Below are 15,046 nucleotides of genomic sequence, written 5' to 3'. Positions count from 1 at the left end.
TCGGGGTCCGCGCCCCGGGCGGTGTCGGATCGGAGTCTCCCCTGCTCGGGCGGGACCGAGGGGTACGGGGAAGGGAGTTCCTGACTCGCCCGCCCCTCCTGGGACGGACTCACAGTGGCGGGACCGCGCCGGACTCACACCGGGCTTCCTCCCCTAGGGAATGCGACGACAGACCCTAGCGCCGTTGGTGGCGTCGGCGGACCGGATGATCCGCCAAGCAGCATAGTAAGGGTCCCCTCAAAAGGGTGGGGGGTACGGCCGGAGTACCGGTAGGTATGCTCGCGGCCATGTCCTCCACGTCTCCCCTTCCCTCATCGTCCCAGGCCACAGTGGCCCCACGGGACCGGGGCGACGCCTGCCCGGGGACACTGCGACTGCACACGGCGGACGACGGGGCGCTGGCCCGGGTCCGGGTCCCCGGTGGCGTGCTGACCGTCCGCCAGGCCGAGGCGCTCGCGGAGGCGGCCAGGCGGCTCGGCGACGGTGATCTTCACCTCACCTCGCGCGGCAATGTGCAGCTGCGGGGGCTGGCCGGCGGCTGCGGTGCCGAGCTGGCCGAGTCGCTGGACGCGGCCGGGCTGCTGCCTTCCGCCGGGCACGAACGGGTGCGCAACATCGTGGCCTCGCCGCTGTCCGCTCTCGACGGGCGGGGCCTGCGCGACGTACGGCCCTGGCTGTCGGCCCTCGACACGGCGCTGTGCGCGAGCGCTGCGGCGCGGGAGTTGTCGGGCCGGTTCCTGTTCGCGCTCGACGACGGGCGGGGCGATGTGGCCGCGCTCGACGCCGATGTGACCGTACGGGCGGCCGGGGACGGCGGCGCGCTGCTGAGCCTCGGAACGGCCGACGAGGTCCTGTCGGTCCCGGACGGGGACGCCGCTCGGGCGGCTCTGATCGCCGCCGAGACCTTCCTGACGGTGGCGCGGGAGAGCGGTGCCCGGGTCTGGCGGGTGGCCGAACTCCCGCGGCGGGACGCGTTGTCCCGTCTGGTGCGCGAACGGCTGACCGCCGACGGGATCGCCACCGGGTCCCCGGCCGCCACGGAGACACCCTCGGCCAGGGCCGAGGGGCCGCCGCCCGGAGTCGTCGGCGACGCCCTCTCCGTCCACGTCCCTCTCGGGCGCCTCACCTCCCTCCAGTGGCGGGAGTTGACCGCGCTCGCGGCCACCAGCGCCGACCGAGAACTGCGGCTGACCCCCTGGCGGGGAGTCATCGTCCCCGTGCCCGGCCTGAGCGAGGAGCAGGCGGGCGAGGCGCTGGCACGGCTCTCCGTGACCGGCCTCGTCACCGATCCCGCCTCGCCCTGGCCGCACGTCGGCGCCTGCATCGGGCGGCCCGGCTGCGCGAAGTCCCTGGCGGACGTACGGGCGGACGCGACCGCGCACCTGGCGGCGGCCGGACGCGCGGAACTCCCCGTGTACTGGTCCGGCTGCGAGCGCCGCTGCGGCCACCCCCGGGGCGAGAGGGTCGATGTGGTGGCCGTGGCGGGCGGCGGCTACGAACTGACCCGCACGACTCCCGGGCGGGAACCCCGCACCGCGTCCCTCTCCGACCCCGGCCACCTCGCCGCGGCCCTGGCGGCGATCACCCCATGAGCCTCACAAGCGAAACCCGCACGAGCGAAACCCGCACGAACAACACCCGTACGACGACCGAGAGCAGCGAGAAGACCACCGTGACCACGTACGACTACGAGTACGAGAAGGACGGCCCGGCGATCTACCGGCAGTCCTTCGCCACCATCCGCACGGAGGCGGACCTCGCGGCCCTGCCCGCCGACGTCAGCCAGGTCGCGGTCCGGATGATCCACGCCTGCGGAATGGTCGACCTGGTACGGGACTTGGTGTACACGCCGGACGCGGTGGCCCGCGCCCGGGCGGCCCTGCGGGGCGGGGCGCCCATCTTCACGGACGTCCAGATGGTGGCCAGCGGGGTGACCCGCAAGCGGCTGCCCGCCGGCAACGACGTGCTGTGCACGCTCTCCGACCCGGCCGTCCCCGAGCTGGCGGCGAAGCTGGGCACCACACGCAGCGCCGCCGCCCTGGAGCTGTGGCGGGACCGGCTGGAGGGCTCGGTCGTGGCCGTCGGCAACGCGCCCACCGCGCTGTTCCGGCTGCTGGAGATGATCGACGAGGGCGCGCCCCGGCCCGCCGCCGTCATCGGGGTGCCGGTCGGGTTCGTGGGCGCCGCCGAGTCCAAGGAGGCGCTGGCCGCGCATCCGTCGGGCCTGGACCACATCGTCGTACGCGGCCGTCGCGGCGGGAGCGCCATCGCCGCCGCCGCGCTCAACGCGATCGCGAGCGAGGAAGAGTGAACGGCGGGACAGTGCGCGGCAAGCTGTACGGGGTGGGGCTCGGCCCCGGTGACCCGTCCCTGATGACGGTGCGGGCCGTCGAGGTCATCTCCGGGGCGGACGTGATCGCGTATCACTGTGCCCGGCACGGGCGTTCCATCGCCCGCTCGATCGCGGCGAAGCATCTGCGCGCCGACCACATCGAGGAACGGCTGATGTATCCGCTGACGACGGAGACCACCGATCACCCGGGCGGCTACAAGGGCGCGATGGAGGAGTTCTACGCGGAGGCGTCGGCCCGGCTGGCCGCGCATCTCGACGCGGGGCGCACGGTCGCGGTCCTCGCGGAGGGCGACCCGCTCTTCTACGGCTCCTACATGCACATGCACAAGCGGCTCGTGGACCGCTACGACACCGAGGTCGTCCCCGGTGTCACGTCGGTGTCCGCCGCCGCCGCGCGGCTCGGCACACCGCTCGTGGAGGGCGAGGAGGTGCTGACGATCCTGCCGGGCACCCTGCCCGAGGAGGAGCTGACGGCACGGCTCGCCGCGACGGACGTGGCCGTGGTGATGAAGCTGGGGCGGACGTTCACCAAGGTGCGCGGGGCGCTGGAGCGTTCGGGGCGGCTCGACGAGGCCCGCTATGTCGAGCGGGCCACCATGTCCGGGGAGCGGGTCGCCGAACTGGCGGACGTGGACCCGGAGTCGGTGCCGTACTTCGCGGTGGCCGTGCTGCCCAGCCAGGTGGACGCGGAGCGGCCCGAGGCGCGGGAGCGGGGCGAGGTCGTGGTGGTCGGGACCGGGCCCGCCGGTCCGCTGTGGCTGACGCCCGAGACGCGGGGCGCGCTGGCCGCCGCCGACGACCTGGTGGGTTACACCACCTATCTGGACCGGGTGCCTCGGCGCGCCGGTCAGGTCCGGCACGGCTCGGACAACCGGGTGGAGTCGGAGCGCGCCGAGTTCGCCCTCGATCTGGCCCGGCGCGGGCGGCGGGTCGCGGTCGTCTCCGGCGGTGACCCTGGGGTGTTCGCCATGGCGACGGCCGTGCTGGAGGTCGCCGCGCAGGAGCAGTACGCGGACGTCCCTGTGCGGGTCCTGCCGGGGGTGACCGCCGCGAACGCGGCCGCCGCCCACGCGGGCGCCCCGCTCGGCCACGACTACGCCACGATCTCCCTCTCCGACCGGCTCAAGCCGTGGGAGGTCATCGCCGAACGCCTCCGCGCGGCGGCCTCGGCGGACCTGGTGCTGGCCCTCTACAACCCCGGATCCCACAGCCGCACCTGGCAGGTCGGCAAGGCCCGTGAACTGCTCCTGGAGCACCGGGCGCCTGACACCCCGGTCGTGGTCGCCCGGGACGTGGGCGGCCCCGGCGAGCGCGTCCGCATCGTACGCCTGACCGACCTGGACCCCACCGAGATCGACATGCGCACGATCCTGCTGATCGGTTCGTCGCAGACCCAGGTGGTACGGCGTGGGAACGGCGAACAGATCGTCTGGACGCCGCGCAGGTATCCGGAGGGGTGAGGGGAGCGGCGATTCCGTCGCCGGGGACTGCGGGGCGCGGCGGGGGCGGAGACACTCCCGGCCCCCGCCGGGGGCGCGATGCAGCCGGCGCCTCCGGGTTCTGCCGGTGCGGCGACGCTCATGGACCCGCCGACGCCACAGCCGGCCGGTCGGCGGGATGCCCCCGGCCCCCCGGCCCGCCAACCCGCCGGGCACGGCATACGTTCAAGCGGCCTTCGGCCCGTCGGCGGCAGCAGGTGGCGAGGCGGGTCACGGCCGCGCGGTGTCAGCGGGCGCCGAGGTGGTCGTGGACCCAGGCGGCCGCCGTCTCCGGGTCCGGTACGACGGTGACGGTCTCGGGCACGGGCGGGCGGCGCACGACGACCACGGGCAGGCCCGCCTCCCTCGCGGCCGTGAGCTTCGGTGCGGTGGCCGCTCCGCCGCTGTCCTTCGTGACGAGGACGTCCAGGCGATGGCGGCTCAGCAGCTCCCGCTCACCGTCGAGGGTGAAGGGGCCACGGTCGAGCAGCACCGCCATGCGGGCCGGGTACGGGGCCTCGGGCGCGTCGACGGAGCGTACGAGGAACCACAGGTCGTCCAGGGCGGCGAAGGCGGCCAGGCCCATGCGTCCGGTGGTGAGGAACACGCGCCGGCCGAGCGTGGGCAGCAGCCGCGCGGCCTCGTCCAGCGAGGCGACGTCGTGCCACTGGTCGCCCGGGGCCGGGGCCCAGCCGGGGCGGCGCAGCGCGAGCAGGGGAACATGGGTGGTGGCGGCCGCCCGTGCCGCGTGGAAACTCATGGTCCCGGCGAAAGGATGCGTGGCGTCGATGAGCGCGTCCACCCCGTGCTCGCGCAGCCAGGCGGCGAGCCCCTCGGCCCCGCCGAAGCCGCCGACGCGGACCTCGCCCGGGGGCAGCCGGGGGCTGGCGACCCGGCCGGCGAGGGAGCTGGTCAGCCGCAGGCCGGGGGTGCCGTGCAGCAGCTCGGCCAGGCGGCGGGCCTCCGTGGTTCCGCCGAGTATCAGTACGTGCATGGAAGTACGGGTCCGTTCATGAGCGGTGAAGCGAAAGACGTCGGCGAAGCCAAGGGCGGGCGTGCCGCCCAACTCAAGCACACCGGTCTGCGGCCCGGCTGGACCACCGGCGCCTGTGCGACCGCGGCCACGACAGCCGCGTACACCGCGCTGCTGACCGGCGAGTTCCCCGACCCGGTGACCATCACCCTGCCGAAGGGGCAGACCCCGGCGTTCGCGCTCGCCGTCGAGGAGCTGACCGGTGACAGCGCGACGGCGGGGATCGTGAAGGACGCGGGCGACGACCCGGACGTCACGCACGGCGCGCTGGTCCGGGCCACGGTACGGCGGCTGCCGGCCGGGTCCGGGGTGGTGTTCCGGGCCGGGCCCGGCGTCGGGACGGTCACCCGGCCGGGTCTGCCGCTGCCCGTGGGCGAACCGGCGGTGAACCCGGTCCCCCGGCAGATGATGCGGGACCACGTCGCCGAGGTCGCCGCCCGCCACGGCGGCACCGGTGACGTCGAGATCACCGTCTCCGTCGACCACGGCGAGGAGATCGCCCGCTCCACCTGGAACCCCCGGCTCGGCATCCTCGGCGGTCTGTCCATCCTGGGGACGACCGGGATCGTCGTCCCGTACTCCTGCTCGGCGTGGATCGACTCCATCCGGCGGGGCGTCGACGTGGCGCGGGCGGCGGGCCATACGCATGTCGCCGGGTGCACGGGATCCACGTCGGAGAAGACGGTCGTCGCCGAGTACGACCTGCCCGAGGACGCGCTGCTCGACATGGGCGACTTCGCGGGCGCGGTCCTCAAGTACGTGCGCCGGCACCCCGTCGAGCGGCTGACCATCTGCGGCGGCTTCGCCAAGCTCTCCAAGCTCGCCGCCGGCCATCTCGATCTGCACTCCGCCCGCTCCCAGGTCGACAAGGGCTTCCTCGCCGAGCTGGCCCGGCGCGGCGGCGCGGACGAGGCCCTGGCGGCGGAGGTGGCCGCCGCCAACACCGGGCTCGCCGCGCTCCAGCTGTGCGCGGCGGCGGGGGTGCCGCTGGGCGACCTGGTGGCGACCGTCGCCCGCGACGAGGCCCTGGCTGTGCTGCGGGGTGCGCCGGTCGCGGTCGATGTCATCTGCATCGACCGGGCGGGTGTGGTGGTGGGCCGCAGCGGGGTGCGCTGACGCGCGGCAGCCGGGTTTTTGGGGTGCGTTGTCGGGTGCGGGTCCGGTGGGGCTTCTCGCGCAGTTCCCCGCGCCCCTAAAAGACCAGGCCCCTGCGGGCCTGAAAAGCACGGGGCGCAGCCCCGGCTTTTCAGGGGCGCGGGGAACTGCGCGACCAGCCCCCACTCACCCGCACCCGACAACACACCCCCGTAACACCCCTCAGCAGCCGTGCCGATCCCTCTCGGACGAGTACAGGTGGCTGTCCCGGAACTGCCGCGCACCCAACGTGCGGCCGACCATGATGACAGCCGTGCGCAGCACACCCGCCGCCTTCACCTGCCCGGCGATCTCGTCCAACGTGCCGCGCAGGATCAGCTCCTCGGGCCGGGACGCGTACGCGACGACCGCCGCGGGGCAGTCCGCACCGTAGTGCGGGAGGAGCTCCTCGACGACACGGTCGACGTACCGCGCGGCGAGGTGCAGCACGATCAGCGCCCCGCTGCGACCGAGCGTGGCGAGGTCCTCGCCGTCCGGCATGGCCGTGGCCTGCTGGGCGATCCGCGTGAGGATGACGGTCTGCCCGACCGTCGGCACGGTCAGCTCCCGCTTCAGCGCGGCCGCGGCCGCCGCGAAGGCCGGTACCCCCGGCACCACCTCGTACGGCACCCCGGCCGCGTCCAGCCGCCGCATCTGCTCGGCGACCGCGCTGAACACGGACGGGTCCCCGGAGTGCAGCCGGGCCACGTCATGGCCCTCCTCGTGCGCGCGCACCAACTCCGCGGTGATCCGGTCCAGATCGAGCTGGGCGGTGTCCACCAGCCGCGCGTCCGGCGGGCATTCGGCGAGCAGTTCACGGGGGACGAGGCTGCCCGCGTACAGGCAGACCTGGCAGGCGGCGAGGGTGCGGGCGCCGCGGACCGTGATCAGGTCGGCGGCACCGGGGCCGGCGCCGATGAAGTACACGGTCATCTGTCTGCTCCCGGAGCGGTGTCGAGGGGGTCGCCGATGTGGAAGGTGTCACCCGTGGCGTCGCCGGTGGTTTTCCGTACGGCCCACTGGGTCACCGGCATCGCCTGTCGCCAGCCGGTGAAGCCGCCCACGGGGACGGCCTGTGCCACGGCGAGTCGGACGAGTTCGCCGCCGTGACGGCGGTGGGCGGCGGCGAGCACCGCCTCGGACTCCAGCGTCACCGTGTTGGCGACCAGCCGGCCACCGGCGGCCAGCGCCTGCCAGCAGGTGTCGAGCAGGCCCGGCACGGTGAGACCGCCGCCGATGAACACGGCGTCCGGCGGCGGCAGTTCGGCGAGTTCGGCCAGGGCGGCGGGCGCGGCCCCGGTGACGACCCGGAGGCCGGGAACGCCGAGCCGGTCGGCGTTGCGGGTGATGCGGTCGGCCCGTACCGGGTCGCGTTCGACCGTGACCGCCCGGCAGGAGGGGTGCGTGCGCATCCACTCGATCGCGATCGAGCCCGAGCCGCCGCCGACGTCCCAGAGCAGTTCGCCGGGGGCCGGGGCGAGCGCGGCCAGCGTGGCGGCGCGGACGTACCGCTTGGTGAGCTGTCCGTCGTGCTCGTACGCCTCGTCCGGGAGCCCGGGGACGGCGCCGAGCCGCAGGGCGTCGGGGGCGCGTCGGCACTCGACGGCGACGATGTTGAGGGGGTCGCCGGGCGGATCGGTCCGTACCGTCCAGTCGTCGGCGGTCGTGGCGTCGCCCGTCCGTTCCCTGTCCCCGCCGAGCTGTTCCAGGACGCGCAGCCGACTCGGCCCGAAGCCGCGGTCCCGGAGCAGCGCGGCGACCTCCGCGGGCGTACCGGCGTCCGCGCTGAGCACAAGGAGCCGGCGGCCGTCGTGCAGGGCGGCGGCGAGGCGGGCGGTGGGTCTGCCGACGAGGGTGACGACCTCGGTGTCCTCCAGCGGCCAGCCGAGGCGGGCGGCGGCGTAGGAGACGGAGGAGGGGTGCGGCAGGACGCGCAGCCGGTCGCCGGCCTCCTCGGCGAGGGCGCGGCCGATGCCGTAGAACATGGGGTCGCCGCTGGCCAGGACGGCGATGCGGCGGCCGGTGTGCGCGGCGAGGAGGGCGGGGACGGCGGGGCGCAGGGGCGAGGGCCAGGTGACGCGCTCGCCCGTGCACTCCGGGGGCAGCAGGCCGAGCTGGCGGGGGCCGCCGATCAGGACCTCGGCGTCGCGCAGGGCCGCCCGGGACGCGTCGGGGATGCCTCGCCAGCCGTCGGCGCCGAGCCCGACGACGGTGACGGCGGCGGCGTACGGCGGTCCTGGTGGGGCGGGGGTCACTGCGCGGTACCTCGGTGGTTCGGGGGCGTGCTCGGCGCCGCTCCCGAAAGGCGGCTCTCGGGGGCGACAGACGCGCACTCTACTGGGCGGTGACCTGCGCGCCTGTGCCCGGGTGGGGTGCTCGTCCGCCGCCCCCGTGCGGTCCGCGGCCCCCGCGCGGACCGGCCGTGGGTGAGGTCAGCGTCTCCAGTAGGTGATGTCGCGGAAGCGGGCCTCGGCGCGGCCGGAGCCGTGGTGGTAGACGCCGTTCTTGAAGTAGCGGGTGGCGGGGCCCCGGTCGGCGACGGTGAGGACGAGGGAGTCGTCGAAGTAGACCTTGATGGTGCCGGTGCCGCTGCTCGCCTGGTGGGCGATCTTCACGTTGAACCAGGTGTCGTAGGCGTCGGTCCTGAGGACCGTGCCGTCGTAGCGGCGCACGGTCCCGCCGCCGGTGTCGTACACGTTGAGCATGATGTCGGTGGCCGGGGTGCCGGAGGGGCGCCGGGTGCGCAGGGTCTGGACGAAGGACGCGCCGTCGGTGCCGGCCGGGAGGTAGACGTCGGCGTCCCACATGTGGTCGCCGGTGCTGTAGTCGTTCTTCCAGCGCATCTCGGTGCGGGGGTCGGTGGAGCTGCCCTCCTCGAACGGCTCGTCGGTGGCGTACACCCACATGCGGTGGACGCCTCCGCTGAGGCTGTGCCGGTCGCTCAGGTCGAGGTTCCAGGGCTTCTGCCAGCTGTGGGTGAACGAGGTCCGTGTCCAGCCGTCGGTCGGGTCGGCGACCCGGGCGGCGGCCACCGTGCTGCCGGCCAGCAGGCCCGCTCCGGCCTGTAAGACGGTGCGCCTCTTCATCAAGGTTCCTTCCTGAGCAGGAAACATCGGAGGGGTACAAACGTCTGGACCATGTTGCCAAAGTGAGCATGGAGGCCAATTCCCCTCCCCCATAGCCTATTTCAGGCCCACATTGGGCTGGATCTCGCCACCACCCCACCATTGACAGGTACACGAGCCCTGCCTAAGTTCGCCGATACACCCGATGTATTGATGACCATCAGACCTGGAGGACGATGATGACCTCGCAGTCGGGGAGGCACTTACCGTTCCTAGAGACTGAGCGGGAGACTGAAACCGACCCCGCAGCCAGACCACACGACACGACATCGACCACCCACCCTCACTCCCGCGCACCAGAACGTTCTCGACCTCACTCCAGCGACAGCAGCTCCGAATCCCTGCCCCGCCGCACCGTGCTCGGCACCGCGCTGGGCGGAGCGGCGGTGGCGGCCCTGCCCGGGACGGCCCACGCGGGACCGTCCTCACCGGCGGCGTCCGCCGAGACCGACACCGCGTCCGCCCACACCGACACCGCGGTCGCCGGGGGCAGACGCCCCTGGAAGCTCCGCGACACCATGACCACCGACCGCTCCTGGGAGCGGTTCCTGCGCGGCCAGGATCTGCGCTGGAGCAGGCTGCCCACCCGCTGGTACGAGGGCCCGTTCCTCGGCGACGGGCTGCTCGGCAGCATGGTCTACCAGGAGCCGGGCACCAACCGGATCCGGTTCACCGTGCAGCACGGCCGGGTCCAGGACCACCGGCCCGAGTTCGGCAGCGGCTGGGGCACCTGCCGGCTGCCGGTCGGCCATCTCACGCTCGACCCGGTCGGCACGATCACCGCCGTCGACTGGCGGCTGAGCCTGTGGAACGCCGAACTCACCGGCACCGTCACCACCACCGCCGGCACCCTCACCCTCTCCGCCCTGATCCACGACGAGGTGCTGGCCACCCGCGTGACCGCCGCCGGCGGCGAACGGGTCGTGTGGACCTTCCACCCCGAGGAGGCCGTCAGCCCCCGGAAGATCAGCGAGGCCCCGCCCACCGGCTACACCCCCAACCCGCCCTGGACCACCCGCACCACCGCCGACGGCACGGAACAGGTGCTCCAGCCCCTGCTCACCGGCCAGACCGCCACCGCCTACCGCCGCGCCGGCGCGGGCGACGGCGACGGCGAAGAGCTACTGCTCGCCGTGGGCCACAGCGCGCCCTCGACCACCGCCGCCGAGGCCGACTCCCTACGGCATCTGCGGCGCGCCCGGTCCTACGACGCGCTCCGGCGGCGGCACCGGCGCTGGTGGCACGCCTTCTACCCGAAGAGCTTCGTGTCGTTCCCCGACGAGCGGCTGCAGAGCTTCCACTGGATCCAGCTCTACAAGGTCGCCTCCGCCAGCCGCGCGGGCGGCCCCGTCATGGCCACCTGCGGCCCCTGGCTGGAGCCGACCCCGTGGCCCGCGGTCTGGTGGAACCTCAACATCCAGCTGGAGTACTGGCTCGTCCACGGCTCCAACCACCTGGAACTCGACTCGCTCGCCACCACCGTGCGGCAGAACCAGGAACAGCTGATCGCCAACGTGCCCGCCGCCTACCGCACCGACAGCTCGGGCGTCGGCCGCAGCTCCGACATGTTCGCCAACCGGAACGTGGGCCGGCCCGGCACCGGCGCCGAGGTCGGCGACCTCACCTGGGCCCTGCACAACGTGTGGCTGACCTACCGGCACTCCATGGACGAGTCCCTGCTGCGCGACACGGTCTTCCCCGTGCTGCGCCGGGCGATCAACTACTACCTGCACTTCCTCACCCCCGGCAGCGACGGCAAGCTGCACCTGCCGAGCACCCTCTCCCCCGAATACCCGGTCGTGCCCCCGCAGGACACCACCTACGACCTGGCCCTCATCCGCTGGGGCTGCCAGACCCTGATCGAGTCCGCCGAACTGCTCGGTGTAGACGACGAGTTGATCCCGCGCTGGCAGGAGGTGCTGGCCCGGCTCACCCCGTACCCGGTCGACGACACCGGCTACATGATCGGCGCCGAGACCCCGTACGCGCAGTCCCACCGGCACTACTCGCATCTGCTGATGATCTATCCGCTGTATCTCGTCAACTGGGAGCAGCCGGAGAACCGCGAGCTGATCACGAAGTCGGTGGTCCGCTGGCACGCGCTGCCGAGCGCCCACCGGGGGTACAGCTACACGGGGGCCGCGTCGATGTACGCGATGACCGGCGACGGCGACACCGCGATCGGCTATCTGCGGAGGTTCTTCGACCCGAGCACCCGTTACCCCTGCCAGGCCAACACCCACTACACCGAGGCCGGTCCGGTCATCGAGACACCGCTGTCCGCCTCGCAGTCGCTGCACGACATGTTCTGCCAGAGCTGGGGCGGTGTGATCCGGGTCTTCCCGGCCGTGCCGACCGCCTGGGCGGACGTCACCCTGCACGACTTCCGCGCCCAGGGCGCCTTCCTGGTGAGCGCCGTCCGCGAGGGCGGGGCCACCCGGTTCATCCGGATCAGGAGCCTGGCGGGCGAGCCGCTGAGGCTCCGGCACGGGCTCTCCGGCCGCCTCACCGTGCTCCTCGACGACGGCACCCCGGCCCGCACCGACGACCTGGGCGACGGCACCCTCGCCATCGACCTCCCCAAGGGCCGTGAGGTGCTCGTCCACTCCGGCGCCCGGCCCGACCTAGTCATCGCGCCGGTCGACATCAGCGCACCGGGCGCGCCCTGGGGCCTGCCGTAACCGCCTCCCCGCCGCACCGCCTCCCGCCTCCCCATCGCACCGCCGCTCATCCGCACGTACCACGGAAAGGTTCCCATGGCTGTTCCGATTCCGATCAGGACCACGGTCGCCGGGCTCTGCGCCGGGCTGGTGGCCACCCTTCTCACGACCGTGCCCGCACGGGCCGAACCGCACGACCGCGCCTGGTCGGTGTCCGCGTCGGCACACGCGCCCCGCGCGCGGGTGTCCCTGGACTCCGGCACCGGCGCCCTGAGTCTGACGGTGTCCCGCGGCGGCCGTACGGTCGTCGAGCCGTCGCCCGTCGGTATCGTCACCGAAGGGGCCGATCTGTCCCAGGGTTTGCGCTTCCTGCACCGCAGGGACAGGACGATCGACGAGCGGTACCGGACGAAGGCCGGCAAGCGGCTGGAGCGCCGGGTGCGGATGAACGAGAGCCGGCTGTCGTTCGCGACCGCCGCCGGTGCCCGGCTCGACCTCGTCGTCCGCGCCTCCGCCGACGGTGTCGCCTACCGGTACGTGCTGCCCGCCGGCCACGGCGATGTGCTCGGCGAGACCTCCGCGTTCAACCTACCGGCGGACGCGAGCGCCTGGCTCGGCGCCTACCGGGCCGACAACGAGGGGCAGTTCGTCCAGTACACGGCCGCGAACGCCCCCACCGGCGCGTACTCGGACCAGGCGCTGTTCCGCACCGACGGCGGCTACACCCTGCTCGCCGAGTCCGACCTCACCGGCGCCTACTCCGGCGCCCGGCTCACCCATGAACAGGGGTCGGGCACCTACCGGATCAAGCTCGCCGACGACCGGGTGACGGCTGGCGGGGGCCCGCTCGCCACGCCCTGGCGGGCCATGGTCACCGGCGACCTCGCCACCGTCACCCGCTCCACCTTCACCGACGACCTCGCCCCCGCCTCCCAGGTCCGCGACGGCTCCTGGATCCGGCCCGGCACCGCCCTGTGGACCTGGCTCGCCGGCGGTCGGCCCGCAGGTCAGAGCCTCACCGCGCAGAAGGCGTACGTCGACTACGCGGCCGAACGCGGCTGGCCGTACGAGGCGGTCGACGCGGGCTGGTACTTCCGGTCCGACGCCTGGGACACCACCGACCCCGACTGGCAGACCAACAGCTGGATGCCCGAACTCGTGGAGTACGCGCGGGCGAAGGGCGTCGGCATCATCGTCTGGATCCATCAGCGCGAACTCGACACCGCCGAGGAGCGCGCGCAATGGCTGCCCACCCTGGAGCGCTGGGGCGTGAAGGGCGTCAAGATCGACTTCATGGACTCGGAGGCGCAGGCCACGCTGAAGTGGTACGACGCGATCCTCCCGGAGACCGCCGCCCACCACCTCCTGGTCAACTTCCACGGTTCCACGATCCCCAAGGGCATGCAGCGCACCTGGCCGCATGTGATGACCCTGGAGGGCGTCGCGGGCGAGGAGAAGCGCACCAACACCGCCGCCCATCTCACCACCCTGCCGTTCACCCGTAACGTCATCGGCTCCATGGACTTCACGCCCGGCGCCTTCCAGCGCGTCGGACTGCGCCCCAACTCCGACGCGGCCGAGGTCGGGCTCAGCGTCGCCTACGAGTCGGGCCTGCAGATGTTCGCGGGCACCCCGGAGTCGTACGACGCCCGGCCGCTCGCCCGCGCCTACTTCGACCAGGTACCCGCCGCCTGGGACGACACCCGGCTGCTCGCCGGAGAGCCCGGACAGGAGGCGGTGCTCGCGCGGCGCAGCGGCGACCGCTGGTTCCTGGGCGGGGTGTACGCGGGGGCGGCCCGCACCGCCGAGGTCCCGCTGACCCTGGGGCCGGGCAGGTGGCTGGTCGAGACGGTCCGGGACGGTGCCGAGGGCCTCGTCCAGGACCGCCGGGTGATGCGCGGCGGCGACTCCTTCACCGTCGACGTCACCACCAACGGCGGTTTCGCCGCCCTCGCCTGCCCGTGGCGCCCGGGGGTCACGACCTGCTACCGCTGAGCCGCGTCGGCGAGGTGGTACCGGCGCGTGGCTCGACAGCCGGCCACCCGCCGGTCAGCCGCCGGTCAGGGGCCGGTCAGGGGCCGTACGGGGGTACCGGCCAGGAAGGCGGTGATGTCCTCCACCGCCTCCGTGTAGAAGGTGCGGTAGTTGCGCTCGGTGACGTAGCCGAGGTGCGGGGTGGCGAGGACGTTCGGCAGGGAGCGCAGGGGGTCGTCGGCGGGCAGGGGCTCGGTCTCGAAGACATCGAGTCCGGCGCCGGCGATCCAGCCCTCCCGCAGGGCGCGTTCGAGGGCCGCGCCGTCGACGATGGCGGCGCGGGAGGTGTTGACGAGGTACGCGTGCGGGCGCATGGCGCGCAGTTCCGGCTCGCCGAGCAGACCGCGGGTGCGGTCGGACAGGACGAGGTGGACGGAGACGAAGTCGCTGCGGCGGAGCAAGTCGTCCTTCCCATCGGCCAGTTGGGCGCCCGCCTCGGCCGCCCGGTCGGCGGTGAGGTTCTCGCTCCAGGCGAGGACCTCCATGCCGAAGGCACCGGCGATCCGGGCCACCCGGGTGCCGATCCTGCCGAGGCCGAGCAGGCCCAGGGTGCGGCCGTGCAGGTCCTGGCCGACGGTGGACTGCCAGGGGCCGCCCTCGCGCAACACCCGGTTCTCGGTGGTGAGATGCCGGGCGAGGCCGAGCAGGAGCGCCCAGGTCAGCTCGACGGGCGGGGTGGGGCTGCTCGCCGTACCGCACACCGTCACGCCCTGGGCCCGCGCCGCGGCGAGGTCGATCGAGGCGTTGCGCATCCCGGTGGTCACCAGCAGACGCAGCGCGGGCAGCCGGCGCAGGAGGTCGGCGTCGAAGGGGGTGCGCTCCCGCATGATGACGACGATCTCGCAGTCGCCCAGCTCGGCCACGAGCCTCTCCCGGTCGGTGATGTTCTCGCGCAGGGCGCGCACCTCGACCTGGCCCGCGAGGGGGCTCCAGTCGGCCATGTTCAGGGCGGCACCCTGGTAGTCGTCCAGCACAGCGCAGTGGAGGGTCATACGGACAGTCTGCCCCGCGAGGCCGTCACCCCGAAGCCCTGGCCCCGGTGACCCGCCGAAGTACCTGGCCTCGACGGTGGCCACGTGTTTGACCAGGCCGAGGAGGTTGGTCCCGGTCGCTGTCAGAGGCCGGCGGGCGTCGTATGCGGACAGGCCGTCGAGTTTCCAGAGCAGCGCCTCGCGGTCCCGCCGCAGTCTCCCGTGCAGGTCGCCTTTCGCGAATGCGTCGATCATGCG

The 15,046-nt window shown here is 73.5% G+C and carries 12 protein-coding genes, 1 pseudogene and 1 riboswitch; of the genes and pseudogenes, 6 read left to right on the top strand and 7 right to left on the bottom strand.

Annotation, left to right across the window (positions count from 1 at the left end):
• Positions 1–74: 74 nt before the first annotated feature.
• A riboswitch (cobalamin riboswitch) is annotated at positions 75–151 on the bottom strand.
• Positions 152–275: 124 nt separating this feature from the next.
• From cobG to ACZ7MG_RS24995, 3 genes are all read left to right on the top strand, one after another.
• Positions 276–1,592 (top strand): precorrin-3B synthase, encoded by a 1,317-nt coding sequence (gene cobG, locus ACZ7MG_RS25005; protein ID WP_471380657.1) that lies wholly within the window; start codon positions 276–278, stop codon positions 1,590–1,592.
• Between the two features lie 80 nt (positions 1,593–1,672).
• Positions 1,673–2,311 carry a precorrin-8X methylmutase gene (locus tag ACZ7MG_RS25000; RefSeq protein WP_471381700.1) on the top strand — a complete coding sequence of 213 codons (639 nt, stop codon included), beginning with the start codon at positions 1,673–1,675 and terminating at the stop codon, positions 2,309–2,311.
• Between the two features lie 11 nt (positions 2,312–2,322).
• A complete protein-coding gene (locus tag ACZ7MG_RS24995; protein ID WP_471381697.1) occupies positions 2,323–3,813 on the top strand; it encodes a precorrin-2 C(20)-methyltransferase in 1,491 nt (496 codons plus the stop codon).
• Positions 3,814–4,078: 265 nt separating this feature from the next.
• On the opposite strand, the gene ACZ7MG_RS24990 is transcribed toward ACZ7MG_RS24995, so the two are convergent.
• The gene (locus ACZ7MG_RS24990; RefSeq protein ID WP_471380655.1) at positions 4,079–4,825 is read right to left on the bottom strand and encodes a cobalt-precorrin-6A reductase; all 747 of its coding nucleotides are present in this window, start codon (positions 4,823–4,825) and stop codon (positions 4,079–4,081) included.
• Positions 4,826–4,843: 18 nt separating this feature from the next.
• Between ACZ7MG_RS24990 and ACZ7MG_RS24985 the strand changes: the two genes are divergently transcribed.
• Entirely contained in the window at positions 4,844–5,980 is a 1,137-nt protein-coding gene (locus ACZ7MG_RS24985) for a cobalt-precorrin-5B (C(1))-methyltransferase (protein WP_471380653.1), read from the top strand.
• 201 nt (positions 5,981–6,181) lie between these two features.
• Here the strand turns inward: ACZ7MG_RS24985 and cobM are convergent, their stop codons facing one another.
• The 4 genes from cobM to ACZ7MG_RS24965 form a co-directional block, all read right to left on the bottom strand.
• A complete protein-coding gene (gene cobM / locus ACZ7MG_RS24980) occupies positions 6,182–6,931 on the bottom strand; it encodes a precorrin-4 C(11)-methyltransferase (RefSeq protein ID WP_471380651.1) in 750 nt (249 codons plus the stop codon).
• Entirely contained in the window at positions 6,928–8,253 is a 1,326-nt protein-coding gene (gene cbiE / locus ACZ7MG_RS24975; protein WP_471380650.1) for a precorrin-6y C5,15-methyltransferase (decarboxylating) subunit CbiE, read from the bottom strand. The genes cobM and cbiE overlap by 4 nt, the downstream gene beginning before the upstream one ends.
• Positions 8,254–8,430: 177 nt before the next feature.
• On the bottom strand, positions 8,431–9,084 hold the full coding sequence (locus tag ACZ7MG_RS24970) for a polysaccharide lyase family 7 protein (RefSeq protein ID WP_471380649.1): 654 nt from the start codon (positions 9,082–9,084) through the stop codon (positions 8,431–8,433).
• A gap of 352 nt (positions 9,085–9,436) precedes the next feature.
• Entirely contained in the window at positions 9,437–9,643 is a 207-nt protein-coding gene (locus ACZ7MG_RS24965; protein WP_471380647.1) for a hypothetical protein, read from the bottom strand.
• On the opposite strand from ACZ7MG_RS24965, the gene ACZ7MG_RS24960 reads away from it, so the two are divergent.
• Both ACZ7MG_RS24960 and ACZ7MG_RS24955 read left to right on the top strand, forming a co-directional pair.
• A complete protein-coding gene (locus ACZ7MG_RS24960) occupies positions 9,642–11,804 on the top strand; it encodes a glycosyl hydrolase family 95 catalytic domain-containing protein (RefSeq protein WP_471380646.1) in 2,163 nt (720 codons plus the stop codon). The genes ACZ7MG_RS24965 and ACZ7MG_RS24960 overlap by 2 nt on opposite strands.
• Before the next feature lie 75 nt (positions 11,805–11,879).
• Complete coding sequence (locus ACZ7MG_RS24955; RefSeq protein ID WP_471380645.1) at positions 11,880–13,778, top strand: glycoside hydrolase family 97 protein; 1,899 nt, start codon at positions 11,880–11,882, stop codon at positions 13,776–13,778.
• Between the two features lie 65 nt (positions 13,779–13,843).
• On the opposite strand, the gene ACZ7MG_RS24950 is transcribed toward ACZ7MG_RS24955, so the two are convergent.
• Positions 13,844–14,809 (bottom strand): D-2-hydroxyacid dehydrogenase family protein, encoded by a 966-nt coding sequence (locus tag ACZ7MG_RS24950; RefSeq protein ID WP_471381696.1) that lies wholly within the window; start codon positions 14,807–14,809, stop codon positions 13,844–13,846.
• A 66-nt stretch (positions 14,810–14,875) separates the two neighbouring features.
• Positions 14,876–15,043 (bottom strand): annotated as a pseudogene (locus ACZ7MG_RS24945) (mycothiol transferase); the annotation flags it as partial.
• Positions 15,044–15,046 lie beyond the last annotated feature (3 nt).

The organism is Streptomyces sp. NPDC107538 (assembly GCF_055657445.1).
The sequence above is the reverse complement of the archived record's forward strand: the minus strand, read 5'-3'. Positions and strand labels throughout refer to the sequence as shown.

Excerpts from the sequence above, each read along its gene's own strand:
- ACZ7MG_RS24990 (WP_471380655.1), bottom strand. The coding sequence starts at position 4,825 with ATGCACGTACTGATACTCGGCGGAACCACGGAGGCCCGCCGCCTGGCC.
- cobG (WP_471380657.1), top strand. The coding sequence starts at position 276 with ATGCTCGCGGCCATGTCCTCCACGTCTCCCCTTCCCTCATCGTCCCAG.
- ACZ7MG_RS24950 (WP_471381696.1), bottom strand. The coding sequence starts at position 14,809 with ATGACCCTCCACTGCGCTGTGCTGGACGACTACCAGGGTGCCGCCCTG.
- cobM (WP_471380651.1), bottom strand. The coding sequence starts at position 6,931 with ATGACCGTGTACTTCATCGGCGCCGGCCCCGGTGCCGCCGACCTGATC.
- ACZ7MG_RS24955 (WP_471380645.1), top strand. The coding sequence starts at position 11,880 with ATGGCTGTTCCGATTCCGATCAGGACCACGGTCGCCGGGCTCTGCGCC.
- ACZ7MG_RS24965 (WP_471380647.1), bottom strand. The coding sequence starts at position 9,643 with ATGGTGTCGCGGAGCTTCCAGGGGCGTCTGCCCCCGGCGACCGCGGTG.
- ACZ7MG_RS24960 (WP_471380646.1), top strand. The coding sequence starts at position 9,642 with ATGACCACCGACCGCTCCTGGGAGCGGTTCCTGCGCGGCCAGGATCTG.
- ACZ7MG_RS24970 (WP_471380649.1), bottom strand. The coding sequence starts at position 9,084 with ATGAAGAGGCGCACCGTCTTACAGGCCGGAGCGGGCCTGCTGGCCGGC.
- ACZ7MG_RS24985 (WP_471380653.1), top strand. The coding sequence starts at position 4,844 with ATGAGCGGTGAAGCGAAAGACGTCGGCGAAGCCAAGGGCGGGCGTGCC.